The organism is Kitasatospora sp. NPDC127116 (assembly GCF_042677365.1).
Lineage (GTDB): Bacteria > Actinomycetota > Actinomycetes > Streptomycetales > Streptomycetaceae > Kitasatospora > Kitasatospora lactacystinica.
The window spans coordinates 1-12949 of record NZ_JBHXTL010000199.1 but is presented as its reverse complement, the minus strand read 5'-3'; the positions used below and the strand labels follow the sequence as shown (position 1 = coordinate 12949).

At 74.3% G+C, this 12949-nt stretch carries 12 protein-coding genes; 1 reads left to right on the top strand and 11 read right to left on the bottom strand.

Going from position 1 to position 12949, the window contains the following annotated elements; genetic code table 11:
• Positions 1–48 precede the first annotated feature (48 nt).
• The 11 genes from ACFVHV_RS41145 to ACFVHV_RS41095 form a co-directional block, all read right to left on the bottom strand.
• The gene (locus ACFVHV_RS41145; RefSeq protein ID WP_359898046.1) at positions 49–1290 is read right to left on the bottom strand and encodes an MFS transporter; all 1242 of its coding nucleotides are present in this window, start codon (positions 1288–1290) and stop codon (positions 49–51) included.
• Positions 1291–1353: 63 nt separating this feature from the next.
• On the bottom strand, positions 1354–2076 hold the full coding sequence (locus ACFVHV_RS41140; RefSeq protein WP_359898045.1) for a FadR/GntR family transcriptional regulator: 723 nt from the start codon (positions 2074–2076) through the stop codon (positions 1354–1356).
• Between the two features lie 173 nt (positions 2077–2249).
• Complete coding sequence (locus ACFVHV_RS41135) at positions 2250–3095, bottom strand: HAD family hydrolase (RefSeq protein ID WP_359898043.1); 846 nt, start codon at positions 3093–3095, stop codon at positions 2250–2252.
• A gap of 52 nt (positions 3096–3147) precedes the next feature.
• On the bottom strand, positions 3148–4422 hold the full coding sequence (serS, locus tag ACFVHV_RS41130) for a serine--tRNA ligase (RefSeq protein ID WP_359898041.1): 1275 nt from the start codon (positions 4420–4422) through the stop codon (positions 3148–3150).
• Positions 4423–4973: 551 nt separating this feature from the next.
• Positions 4974–5909, bottom strand: coding sequence for a prephenate dehydratase (gene pheA, locus ACFVHV_RS41125; protein ID WP_359898039.1), 936 nt, complete (start codon positions 5907–5909; stop codon positions 4974–4976).
• A gap of 135 nt (positions 5910–6044) precedes the next feature.
• Positions 6045–7364 carry an iron uptake transporter deferrochelatase/peroxidase subunit gene (efeB, locus tag ACFVHV_RS41120; protein WP_380358649.1) on the bottom strand — a complete coding sequence of 440 codons (1320 nt, stop codon included), beginning with the start codon at positions 7362–7364 and terminating at the stop codon, positions 6045–6047.
• Between the two features lie 5 nt (positions 7365–7369).
• Positions 7370–9427 carry a FixH family protein gene (locus tag ACFVHV_RS41115; RefSeq protein ID WP_380358647.1) on the bottom strand — a complete coding sequence of 686 codons (2058 nt, stop codon included), beginning with the start codon at positions 9425–9427 and terminating at the stop codon, positions 7370–7372.
• Positions 9428–9440: 13 nt separating this feature from the next.
• A complete protein-coding gene (locus ACFVHV_RS41110) occupies positions 9441–9956 on the bottom strand; it encodes a copper chaperone PCu(A)C (protein ID WP_359898035.1) in 516 nt (171 codons plus the stop codon).
• Entirely contained in the window at positions 9953–10621 is a 669-nt protein-coding gene (locus ACFVHV_RS41105) for an SCO family protein (RefSeq protein ID WP_380358644.1), read from the bottom strand. Before ACFVHV_RS41105 ends, ACFVHV_RS41110 begins: the two co-directional genes overlap by 4 nt.
• Before the next feature lie 77 nt (positions 10622–10698).
• Positions 10699–11448: a YcnI family protein gene (locus ACFVHV_RS41100; RefSeq protein WP_380358641.1), complete on the bottom strand. Its 750-nt coding sequence runs from the start codon at positions 11446–11448 to the stop codon at positions 10699–10701.
• 184 nt (positions 11449–11632) lie between these two features.
• Entirely contained in the window at positions 11633–12448 is an 816-nt protein-coding gene (locus ACFVHV_RS41095; protein ID WP_380358638.1) for a hypothetical protein, read from the bottom strand.
• Positions 12449–12678: 230 nt separating this feature from the next.
• On the opposite strand from ACFVHV_RS41095, the gene ACFVHV_RS41090 reads away from it, so the two are divergent.
• Positions 12679–12949: ATP-binding protein (locus ACFVHV_RS41090; RefSeq protein ID WP_380358635.1), on the top strand; the 271-nt coding region annotated here is incomplete at its 3' end.

Genomic DNA, 12949 nt, shown 5'->3' with positions numbered 1-12949 from the left:
ACCTGAGGGTGTCCGGGGCCCACTGCCGCGTTCTCGCCTGCGAGCGGCTCAGAGGGTGCGGTTGCGGCCCGCGCCCCAGCCGGCCGCGCCGACCACCAGGACCAGCACCAGCATCAGCACCAGCGGGGTCTCCCAGCCGCCGGTCAGCTGGCGCAGCGCACCCGCGCCGACCGGGCCCGCCGCCGCGACCAGATAGCCGATCGCCTGCGACATCCCGCCCAGCTGGGCGGCACCGGCCGCGGTGCGGGTGCGCAGCACGATGAACGCCAGGCCCAGGCCCAGCGAACCGCCCTGGGCCACGCCCAGGATGGTCGCCGACACCCACGCCGCGGAGACCGGCGCGACCAGCAGCATCGCGATGCCCAGCCCGTTCAGGGCGACCATGGTCAGCGCCAGCCCGCGCTGGCTGGTCATCCGGCCGGCCATCAGCGGCACCAGGAAGGCGCCCGCCACCTGCACCAGGTTGGAGAAGGCGAAGACCAGACCGGCCTGGCCGCGGTCCATGCCGTGGTCGGCCAGGATGGTCGGCATCCAGGCGACCAGGGTGTACACCAGCAGCGACGAGATGCCCATGAAGAGGCTGATCTGCCAGGCCAGCGGGGACTTCCAGATGCCCTCGATCGGCTTGGCCGGCGCGGCGGCCGCGGCCACCGCCCCCTGCCGCTCCTGACGCGAGCGCAGCACCTGCGGCAGCCAGGCCACCGCCGCGATCAGCGCGAGCAGCGACCAGGCGCCCAGCGAGGCCCGCCAGCCGCCGCCCAGCGCGTGCTCCAGCGGGACGGAGGTGCCGGCCGCGAGGGTGGCGCCGACCAGCATGGTGGTCGAGTAGACGCCGGTCATGGTGGCCGCGCGGTCCGGGAACTCGCGCTTCACCAGGCCCGGCATCGACACGTTCAGCACCGCGATGGCCACGCCGATCACCACGCAGCCCGCGTACAGGGCCGCCACCGAGGGCAGCACCCGCAGCAGCACGCCCGCGCCGAGCACCAGCACCGCGCCGAGCACCACCCGCTCGGCGCCGAAGCGGCGGGTCAGCCGGGGCGTGAGCGGGGCGCCGACGCCCTGGAACAGCACCGGGACGGTGGTGATCAGCCCGCTCGCGGTGGCGGACAGGCCGAAGGTCCGCTGGATCTCGCCGACCATCGGGGAGACCGCCGCCAGGCAGGCGCGCATGTTCAGCGCGACCAGCAGGATGCCGGTCAGCAGCAGGAGCGGATGGGCCGCCCGGGTGCGGAGGGGGAGCGGGGCGGACGTGGTGACAACCGGCTGCTGGGCACGGGTGACGGCCATGGATGTGCTGTTCTTTCGTGAAGGTGCGTGGATGCGGACGGCGGAAGGGAGGTTCGCGCCGTCCTACTTCCGCGCCGCGATGGCCGCGAGCAGCTGCTCGACGGCCGCGGTCGGGCCGGCGAGCAGCGCACGACACGCCGCCTCGGCCCGGTCCGGGTCACCGCTCTCGATCGCGTCGACCAGCGCCTCGTGGGTCGCGACGACCGCCTCGGGCATGTCGTGGTCGCCGAAGGCGGAGGTCATCGCCTCGCGCACGGAGGCGCCGAAGTAGCGGTACACCTCGGCCAGCGCGGGGTTGTGCGCGGCCTCGACGACGGCGGTGTGGAACTCCAGGTCGTGCTCGACGGTGGCCTCGCGGCTCGCCCGCTCGGGGTGCGCCGCGAACACCTCGGCCTCACGGGCCAGCGCGGCGCGCATCCGCCGGATGTCCTCGGGGGTGTGCCGCAGCGCGGCCAGCCGGGCGCCCTCGGTCTCCAGCGCCGCGCGGACCTCCAGGACGTCCCGGATGCCCGAGCGCTGGACGCCGCGCAGGACGGACGCCGGGTCGCTGGTGGAGCGGACGAACGTCCCCTCGCCCTGCCGGGAGACCAGCATCCCGGCGTGCACCAGCACCCGGATGGCCTCCCGCACGGTGTTCCGGCCGACGGCCAGCTGCTCGGCCAGCTCGTGCTCGGTGGGAATCCGCGAGCCCACCGGCCACGCCCCACCCGCCAGCTGCGCCCGCAACTGCTCGATCGCGGTGTCCACCAGGGAGCGCCGCCCGGCCGCCTGCAAACCGCCGCTCATGCCGGACCTCCCTTTCCACCGCACACGTCATCACCGGTCGTCGGTCATCCTACAACCGCTTGCCCGGTCATCCTACAACCCACCCCTGACCAGCCCATGAACCCTGGATGTACCCCCGGACACGGATCCCGCGCCCGTCGGTGGGGTGGCCGGGCGCCTCCCCGCCGGAGGCGTCAGCGCTGCGGGTAGAGGCGCTCCAGGACCGCGGCGACGCCGTCCTCGTCGTTGCTGGTGGTGACGGCGTCCGCGACGGCGAGGAGTTCCTCGTGGGCGTTGGCCATGGCGACGCCGTGGGCGGCCCAGCCGAACATCGGGACGTCGTTGGGCATGTCTCCGAAGGCGATGGTGTCGGCGGCGCGGACGCCCAGGCGGCGGGCGGCGACGGCCAGGCCGGTGGCCTTGGACAGGCCGAGCGGCAGCAGTTCGACGACGCCGGCGCCGGCCATCACCACGCCGACCAGGTCGCCGGCCGCGCGCCGGGCGGCCTCGGCGAGGGCGTCGTCGGTGAGGGCGTGGTGCTGGATGTAGAGCTTGCTGAGCGGGGCGTCGAACAGTCCGCCGCGATCGACCCGGACGACCGGCAGGTCGGAGCCGATCAGCAGCTCGTAGCCGGGGCCGGCCAGCACCTGGCCGTCGAGGCCGTCCTGGTTGGCGGCGACGGCCAGCGGGCCGGTCTCGGCCTCGATCTTCTCGATCGCGAGCGCGGCGAGCCGCCGGTCCAGGGTGAGCGAGGTGAGCAGCTTGTGCGCGCCGGCGTCGTACACCTGGGCGCCCTGTCCGCAGACCGCTATCCCGGTGTAGCCGATCTCGTCGAAGACCGGGCGGGCCCAGACCGCCGAGCGCCCGGTGACGATGATGTGCAGCGCGCCCGCGCCGGTGGCCGCGGCCAGGGCGGCGCGGGTGCGCTCGGAGACGGTCTCCCCGCTGGTGAGGAGGGTGCCGTCGAGGTCGGTGGCGACCAGCCGGTAGGGCAGGCCGCCACCGCCGGGGGAGGCGAGGCTGGGGCTGATGGTGCTCATGGGCCTTACGTCTCCCGGGAGTTGCGGGTGGTGCTGGGTGGTGCGGGCCGGGTTACTTGACCGGTTCGAGGACGGTCCGCCCGCCGAGGTACGGCCGCAGCGCCTCGGGCAGGACGACCGAGCCGTCGGCCTGCTGGTGGTTCTCCAGGATCGCCACGATGGTGCGCGGGACGGCGACCAGGGTGCCGTTCAGGGTGGCGAGCGGGCGGGTCTTGCCCTCCTCGCGCATCCGGATCGCCAGCCGGCGGGCCTGGTACTCGGTGGTGTTGGAGGTCGAGGTGACCTCGCGGTACTTGCCCTGGGTGGGGATCCACGCCTCGATGTCGAACTTGCGCGCGGCCGAGGCGCCGAGGTCGCCGGAGGCGACGTCGATCACCCGGTACGGCAGCTCCAGCGCGTTGAGGAAGTCCTTCTCCCACTGGAGCAGGCGGCGGTGCTCGTTCTCCGCGTCCTCGGGGGTGGTGAAGACGAACATCTCCACCTTCTCGAACTGGTGGACGCGGATGATGCCGCGGGTGTCCTTGCCGTAGGTGCCGGCCTCGCGGCGGAAGCAGGACGAGTAGCCGGCGTAGCGCAGCGGCAGCTTGTCGGCGTCGAGGATCTCGTCCATGTGGTACGCGGCGAGCGGGACCTCGCTGGTGCCGACCAGGTACCGGTCGTCCTCGGCGAGGTGGTACACGTTCTCGGCGGCCTGGCCGAGGAAGCCGGTGCCGTCCATGGCGGCCGGGCGGACCAGGGCCGGGGTGATCATCGGGGTGAAGCCGGCCGCGGTGGCCTGGGCGATCGCCATGTTGACCAGGGCGAGCTCCAGCAGCGCGCCGACGCCGGTCAGGTAGTAGGAGCGGGCACCGGCGACCTTGGCGCCGCGCTCGGTGTCGATCGCGCCGAGGATCTGGCCGAGCTCGACGTGGTCGCGGGGCTCGAAGCCCTCGGCGGCGAAGTCGCGCGGGGTGCCGATCTCCTCGAGGGTGACGAAGTCCTCCTCGCCGCCGACCGGGGCGGCCGGGTCGATGAGGTTCGCCAGCGAGCGGAGCAGGCGGTCGGCCTCCTCCTTGGCCGCGCCCTGTTCGGCGTCGGCGGCCTTGACCTCGGCGGCCAGGTCCTTGGTGCGCTGCAGCAGGGCGGCCTTCTCGTCGCCCTTGGCCTGGGCGACCTGCTTGCCGAGCACCCGCTGCTCGTTGCGCAGTTCGTCGAAGCGGCTGCCCGAGGACCGGCGCCGTTCGTCGGCGGAGAGGAGGGCGTCGACCAGGTCGACGTCCTCGCCACGGACGCGCTGCGAGGCGCGCACTCGGTCAGGGTCCTCACGGAGCAGGCGAAGGTCAATCACAGGCCCAAGCGTACCGGGCGACCGTTCCTCCACCAGTACGGCATTTCCCCTGGGGATAACTCCCCCGATCCTGTGGATAACTTCTGTGGGGAACGCTCCGCCGCCGGGTTATCCACAGGCCCGACCCCTGGCCTGTGGATCCAAGGGGAGGGTGGCCCTCCGTGTGAACGAACCAGGGAATTGAGGTTTCAAACCTCAATCAACCTTCCCGAGTGAGGGAATTGAAGCACTCGGACGGGTGATTTGCTGGCAACCGGGTGACTCTGGTCCGATTGGTCATCTCTGCGACGCAAACCGATGGTCCGACCAGTTCTGGGCAATGGCTATACCGGTTTGTCGACTCTCCCCCGGCCTGTGGATAACTCGGGGCTGTGGACAGCGGGGAGCCCTGTGGACAGCGGCCCCCGGCCCCGGGCCGCCTGTGGACGACGGACGGGGCCGTCCGCCCCGCCCGGTCGACCCGATCCAAAACAGTCGGAAAAGGTCGGAAAGACAAAAGATGCAATCAGGGTGTCCGGACGGCTGCGGAGGTCGGGGATGCCCCGCGGGCCTCAGATGTTCCCGCGGCCGTCGAGGGCGCGGGAGAGCCAGTCCGCCGCCGAGGAGAAATCCTCGTCCGAGGTCCCCGGCCGCCGGTGGGTGGACTCCTGCCGGTCGGCGCGCGGATAGGAGCCCAGGTACCGCACCTGCGGGCAGATCCGCTTGAGCCCCATCATCGCCTCGCCGACCCGGCGCTCGGACAGGTGGCCCTCGCAGTCGATCAGGAAGCAGTAGCTGCCCATGCCCTCGCCGGTCGGGCGGGACTCGATCCGCATCAGGTTGACCCCGCGCACCGCGAACTCCTGGAGCAGCTCCAGCAGCGCGCCCGGGTGGTCGTCCGGCAGCCAGACCACCATCGAGGTCTTGTCCGCGCCGGTCGGCGAGGAGACCCGGCCCGGACGGCCGACCAGCACGAACCGGGTGGCCGCGCTCTTGGCGTCCGCGATCTCCTTGACCAGCGGCTCCAGCCCGTAGATCGGCGCCGCGAACTCCCCGGCGAACGCGCCGTCGTAGCGGCCCTCGGAGACCAGCCGGGCGCCGTCCGCGTTGGAGGCGGCCGACTCCCACTTCGCCTCCGGCAGGTTGGCCGCCAGCCAGCGCCGCACCTGCGGCTGGGCCACCGGGTGGCTGGTCACCGTCTTGATCCCGGACAGCTCGGTGCCCGGTCGCACCAGCAGCGCGAAGGTGATCGGCAGCAGCACCTCACGGTAGATCATCAGCGGTGCGCCGGAGGCGAGTTCGTCGTTGGTCGCGGTGACCGCGCCCTCCACCGAGTTCTCGATCGGGACGAACGCCCCGGACGCCTCCCCGCCGCGCACCGCGTCCAGTGCCAGCGCCACCGAGGACAGCGGCACCAGTTCCCGGGTCGCCGCCTCGGGCAGGGTGTGCAGGGCCGCCTCGGTGAACGTGCCGGCCGGTCCGAGGTAGGTGTAGCGGGTGGCCGACATGATGCCTCCGTGGGAATCTCGGTGCTGCGCGGGCGGAGTGTGCCGAAGCAGTCACCCTAACGACTCCGCGGCCCCGGCAGGAAAGCGTTCCACCGACCGGAACCGCGGCGGTGCGTCCCGGTGAATCCGGGGGAACTACCCCTCCAACAACTGCTGTCCGAGGTAGCCGCCGGGCGGCGGGCCCGGTGGCAGCGCGTACAGGCCGCCGGCCTCGTGCCGCAGGAAGCGGGAGAGGCCGTCGCCCCGGGAGAGCTTGCGCTGCACCGGGGTGAAGCCCTTGCGCGGGTCGGCCTGGAAGGCGAGGAAGAGCAGCCCGGCGTCCGGGGAGCCGTCCGGCAGCAGCCCGTCGTGGTACGAGAAGCCGCGGCGCAGCATCGCCGCCCCGCCGTTGGCCGCCGGGGCGGCGACCCGGATGTGCGCGTCGGCGGGGATCGCCAGGGTGCCGTCCGGGCCCTGCGCGGCGAGGTCGACCGGGGACCGCTCGCCGGCCCCGGCGGGTGCGCCGAGCGGGGCGCCGTCCGACTTGCGCCGCCCGATCACCCGCTCCTGCCGGTCCACCGGAAGCGCCTCCCAGTGGTCCAGCAGCATCCGGATCCGCCGGAACACCAGGTACGAGCCGCCGGCCAGCCAGCCCGGGTGGTCGCCGCCGGCGGCGCAGAACACCGTGGCGGCGAAGCCCTCCTCGTCCGGCCGGGGGTTGTTGGTGCCGTCGATCTGGCCCATCAGATTGCGTCCGGTCACCGGCCGCGCGGCGGCGCCGGGGGTGCGGGCGAAGCCGGCCGACTGCCAGCGCAGCGCCGCCGTCCCGGCCGCGAGCCGCTGCAGCACCCGCAGGGCGTGCACGGCGACCAGGGCGTCGTCCGCGCCGATCTGGACGAACAGGTCGCCGTCGCCGCGGGCCGGGTCGAGCGCGTCGCCGGGGAAGGCGGGCAGCGGTTCGAGCCCGGGCGGGCGGCGGTCGGCCAGCCCGGCCTTGTCGAACAGGGCGGCGCCGAAGCCGACCGTGACGGTGAGCGAGCAGGGCCCGGCGTCCAGCGCGACCTGGCCGTCGAACTCCTCGGCCGGCTCCCCTGCGGTCAGCCGCTCGGCCGCCTTCGTCCAGCGCTGCAGCAGGGTGCGCAGCCCGTCCCGGCCGACGCCCACGGCCAGGTCGAAGGCGGCGAGCTGGACCCTGGCCTGTGCCGGGTCGGTGATCCCGGCCTGGTGCTCGCCGCGGAACGGCACCCGGGCGGAGCCCAGCGTCCCGCCGGACGGGCCCGCCGCGTCCGCCGTCCCGCCCGGCCGGCCGTCCAGGGCGACGGCCCCGGCGACGCCCGCGCCGGCGCCGGCCAGCAGTCCGGCCCCGGCGGTGCCGAGCAGCGCCCGCCGGGTGAAGCCCGCGGGTCCCGCCGGACCCGACCCGTGGTCCGCCGGGCCGGGCTCCGCCGCAACGGGCTCCGTGGATGTGTCCGTCATCCCGCTCACCCGATCCTGAACTGCTGGGTCGGAGTGGTCTGGTCGATGTCGGAGGAGCGGATCTGCACCGACACCACCCAGTTGCCCGCCAGCGGGAGCTGCGCGGTGCCGATCCAGTGGCCGGTGCCCTCCGGGGTGAGCGCGACCGGCAGCGGGCCGAGGTCGCGGTCCGGCAGGGTGAAGGCGAGCTCCACCTCGGGGACGTCCACCGGCTGCCCGTCCGCGCCCGCGAGCGCGAGCGTCACCTCGTTCGGCCCGGTCCGGGCGGGGTTGAGGGTGACGGTCGCGGTGCCCTTGGCGTTCGGCGTCCGGCCCTTGGTGTCGTACGGGAGCTTGAGCTCGACGGTGCGGCCCGGCTCGGTCTGCGGCGCCACCGGGGCCCCGCCGGCCGCCGGAGCGGCGGCCGCCCCGGCCTTGAGCTCGCCCGCGACCCGTCCGGGCGGGGAGTTGGTGAGCATCGTGGTGACCACCAGCACCGCCACCGCGACCAGCGCCTCGACCAGCACCGAGCGGCGCAGCCCGGCCCGGGTCGGGGTCAGCCCCCGGTCGCGTCCGGCGCTCCGCAGGGCGGCCCGCTGGCGCTCCAGCTGCGCCTGCCGGACCGGGTCCTCGCTGTGCGTCGCCACGGCGACCGGTTCCGGCAGTTCGGCCGGTGCGACCTCCACCGACTCGGCCGGGGCCGAGCGCAGCCGGGCCAGCCAGGAGCGGGAGATCCAGGCGACGCCGAGCATCGCGACCACGCAGCCGCTCTTCACCAGCAGCAGCCGCCCGTACTCGGTGCCGGTCAGCGCGCCCCAGCTGCCCAGGCCCCGCCAGGACTGGTAGATCCCGGTGGCGGCCAGCACGGCCACCGAGCCGAAGGCGATCCTGGAGAAGCGGTCCACCACCTCGGCGCCGACGCCCTCGCGCAGCGCGACCAGCAGCGCGGCCAGCCCGCCCAGCCAGAGCGCCATGGCGAGCAGGTGCAGGATGCCGAGCGGCAGCGCCAGCCAGACCTGGATGCCCACCGAGGCGTGGTCGGCGCCGACCCAGGTCGCCGAGAGGGCGACCGCCAGCACCAGCCCGGCCACGCCGAGCCCGAGCCGGACCTCGCGCTGCGGCCGTTCGGCGGCCCGCCGCTCCAGCTCGCGCAGCTCGGCGGCCTCGGCGTCCTCCTCGGACACCGCGAGACCGGCGGAGCCGTCGGCGTCCTCGGAGCCCTTGGAGCCCTCGGAGCCGTCCTCGTCCCTCGGTTTCGGGACGACCGGCCGCGGCGGCTGCCCCAGCTGCCCGACCAGCAGCGACAGGAACACCCCGCCCGCCGCGAGCAGCAGCAGCCGGGCGGCCAGCGCGGTGCCGATCCGCTCGTCCAGCGTGGCGCGCATCAGCGACAGGTCGAAGGCCTGCCCGATCCCCGAGCCGCGCTCGTACGGGCCGCGCAGCATCAGCACGGCGACGGTGGAGACCAGCAGCGCCGTCCAGCCGGTCATCAGCAGCCGCTGCACCCGGCGCCGGGCGGTGCCGGCCGGCCAGCAGATCAGGACGAAGGCGGCGACGCCGACCAGCAGCGCGAACGCGGTGTACGCGACGGTGCGCCCGGTCCCGTACAGGAAGGCGACCAGGCCGTCGGCCTCCGCGCCCTGCAGCGCGGTCGCCGACACCGAGGTGTCCGAGGGCGCGCCGATGGAGAAGGTGAACGCCCCGCCGACCGGGTGCGAGTCGTCCGAGACCGCCCGCCAGGCCACCGTGTACGTGCCGTTGGCGAGCCCGCCGCGCAGCCCGACCCGGGCGGTGTTGCCCTTGCCGTCGGCGTGCGCCGGGTTGCCGGTGTCCACGGCCTGGCCGGCCGGGTCGAGCACCCGGACGGAGTCGCCGGAGAGCGAGACGGACTCGCTGAAGGTCAGCGTCACCGCCTGCGGGGCGGTGGCGACGACCGAGTTCTGCCGCGGGTCGGTGGAATCCAGGGTGGCGTGCGCGGAGGCCGGACCGGCGCCCGCGAGCATCAGCGCGAGCAGCGCGCCGAGCATTCCGAGCACCCCGGCGATCCGGCGGTGGGTGGCCTTCTCCAGGCCGGCCGACTGCATGGTGGCGGTCCCCTTAACTCTGGCTGGGCCGGTAGGTGAGCTCCTTGACCGGAACCTTGACGGAGATGGTGCCGGACTTGGCGAAGGTGAGGTCGAGCTCCAGCTCGTCGCCGAGGGCCGGGGTCTTCTGCCATCCCATGATCATGAGGTGGTTGCCGCCCCGGGCGAGCTGCAGGGTGCCGTGCGCGGGGACGTCGAGACTGTCCACCTGCTCCATGGTCGACGCGGTCGAGCGGTGCATGGTGACCGACCCGGCGGCCGGGCTGGTCACCTTGAGCAGCTCGTCCTGTCCGCCGTCGTTGCGGACGGTCAGGTAGCCGGCCGCCATGCCGCCGGCCGGGGGCAGCGGGATGTAGGAGTCGGCGACGCTGAGCCTGGCCGGGCCGCCGGCGGCACCGTCCTGCCCGCCCGTGCCGCCGCCCGTCCCGCAGGCGGCCAGGATGGCGCCGCCGCCCAGGGCCGTCGCGACGACGGCACCGAGCAGGGCGGTGCGGCGGAAGCGGCCGGTTCCGGTCTGCACCGAGGTCACGCCGAGACCCCCTTGGCGAGCAGCGGCAGGTCGTGCTCGTAGGTCTTCTCCTCGGTGCCGCTCATGTAGAGCACGTGCGCCTTGTCGTCCGAGGGGAGGAAGGCCAGCACCTGCGCGCCGTGGGTGGAGGTGACCGTGCCGTCCCCGTTGACCACCGGGTCCTCGATCATGATGCCGAGCGACTTGGCCGCGGTCTTCACCTTGGCCAGGTCCCCGGTGAGGCCTATGAAGTCGCTGCCCATCGAGTCCAGCCAGGTGCGCAGCACCTGGGGGGTGTCGCGCTGCGGGTCGGTGGAGACGAAGACGACGTTGACCTTCTGCCGGTCCGCCTCGGGCAGCGCCTTCATCGCGACGCCGATGTCGCCCATGGTGGTCGGGCAGACGTCCGGGCAGCTGGTGTAGCCGAAGAACAGCAGGGTGGCCTTGCCGTTGGTCTGCTGCCGCAGGTCGAAGGGCCGGCCGGAGGTGTCGGTCAGCTGGAGGTCCGGCTTCTCGAAGTTCTTGGCGAGCTTGGTGCCCTGGTACGGGGTGTCCTCCTTCTGCCGGGTGACCTTGGCGACGGTGGAGTCGCCGCCGGAGGAGCCGCAGGCGGAGAGGGTCAGGGCGGCGGCCAGTGCCAGGGCGGCCGCGCCGGCCAGGCGGGTGGTGCGGGTGGTGCGGGGCATGCGAGTTCCGATCGTGCGCGGTGGGCCGCCGGCGGGGCCGCACCCGTCCTGCGGGTGCGGCGCCGCCGGCGCGGGGGTCAGGAGGCGGAGCCGCCGTTCTTGCGGCGCAGGCCGAGCACGCCGACGGCGGTGCCGATCACACCGACCACGATGCCGACCACGCCCAGGGTGCGGGCGGTGGAGTCGCTGGACTTGGTGTCGCCGGTGGAGGCGGCGTGGTCGGAGCTGTCCCCGTGGGCGCCCGCGGCCGGGGACGCGGTGACGCCGTGGCCGTCGCCCTCGGCGGCCTTGGTGAGCTTCAGGACGGGGGCGGGCTTGGCCGGCTCGGGCTGGCCGTCCTTGGACTCGTCGATCCAGCGGGCGATGTCGCCGTTGTCGTAGGTCTGGAGGGTCTTGAAGACCAGGCTGTCGGTGTCGGTCGGCAGCGGGCCGAGCGAGACCCGGAACTCCTGGAACTGGCCGGGGGCGATCTTGGTGCCGGCGTCGGCGGTCCAGGTGATCTTGGAGACGGCTTCGGTGACGTCGTTGCCGTGCACCTTGATCGGCTTGTCGAGCTTGGCCTTCTCGACCGCGGCGGTCCAGCCCGGCAGCGGCAGGGTCCGGACCGAGGCCAGCGGGTGGTCCAGCGGGAGGTTGACCTCCAGCTTCACCGTGCCCGCGGTGTCGCTCTCGTTCGGCACCCGGAAGTCGACGGCCGTGTAGCCGCCCTGGGCGGCCGCGCCCGGGTTCACGGTGACGTGCGCGAAGGCGGGGCCGGCCAGCGCCACCACGGAGGCGGCGGCGGTGAGGGCGACGGCGGCGAGACGACGGGTGGGAAGGGAACGCATGATGCGGGTCTCCGATCGGAGCTCGGCGGCAGCCGGTACCGGGCGACGGACACGATCCGTACCGCGGGGGCCGCGCGTGGGGAGGTGGGGGCAGAGCCTCGGGCCGCCCCGGTGGTCGGGGGAACGGCCGGACGGTGCGCACACCGGCACCCGACGCGGCCGCAGGGCCGCCGGGAGACGCCGGTCAGTACGCGAGGGCCCCGTACGGCGGACCGCGCCGCACCACGCTGTGCCGCAGCACCGCACCCGTCGGGAACAGGCTCTCCCCGCCCCGGGCACCGAACCGGCGGGCCGGGCCCGCCACGCCGAACAGACCGCGCAGCAGCGCGGCCACCAGCGCGAACGCCGTGCGCAACGGCGCCGCCCAGTGCTCCCGGGCCGCCGTGGCGGCCACCCGCAGCAGTCGCCACAGCGCCGCCTCGCCGCGCCGCAGCCACCAGCCCGCGACCAGTGCGGCACCCAGGTGCCCGGCCAGCATCGACGGCGTCATGCCGAGGGCACCGGCCTGCCACCAGGGCGCGGCGGCGAACGCGTGCGGATCCAGGCCCGCGGAGGAGACCAGCTGCTCCGCGGACGGGCCGCCGGACAGGCCGAGCAGCGTGCCGGGGCGCGCCTCGTTGCAGATCAGCCGACCGGCCACCTGCGGCACGGTCAGCGGCCCGGGGCCGCCGTGGTGCATGCCCGGCATGGAGCCGTTGAAGCCGTGGAAGAGACAGTGCAGCCCGAGCTGCCCGGCACCCAGCGCCCCGGCGATGCCCGCCAGCGAACGCTCCCGCCCGCCGCAGACCGCCGCGAACGCCAGCACCGCGGCGAAACCCAGCGCCAACGCGGTCGGCGGCACGTTCCCGCCCCCCGCCAGGGCGTGCCCGGCGGCCGCTATCAGGGTGCAGACCAGCGCGAACGGGACCGCCCGGGCAAGCCGCAGGTCCCAGGCGGCGGACCCCACCGGCTGAGCCGGTCCGGGGGCGCCCGGGAGCGGGGCGGCGGCGAGGGCAGTCATGGCCGGGCCATCCTCTCATTGCGTACGCCGCCGACACGGGCAGGGTGGGAAATCCCTACGAATGCCCCTTTCGGCGGCGGCGTGCGAGGGGGCGTACGCGTCGCCCGGCACAGACCCCGTCCCCCGGTCCATCCGCCGAACGGGCGGTAGCGGCCCCCGGGCACGGTTCACCCGCGAATCGCCCGGAGATACCTAGTTGTATGTGGAGCCGCAGCCAGGAGGGACCTCCCGTGGACATCTGGTGGACTCTGCACCTCAAGCGCGACCCGGCCAGCGTCCCGCTGGCCCGGCGCATCCTGCTCGGTGCGATGGCGACCGCGGGCGTCGACCCGCAGATCGCGGACGACCTCGGCGTCGCCCTCACCGAGGCCTGCGCCAACGCCGTCGAGCACGGCGCCACCGGGCGGCCCGACGACGGCTTCCAGGTCACCGCCTCGATCTGCGGCGACCGGCTGCGGATCGAGGTCACCGACTCCGGACCCGGCCTGCCCGCCCCCGCTC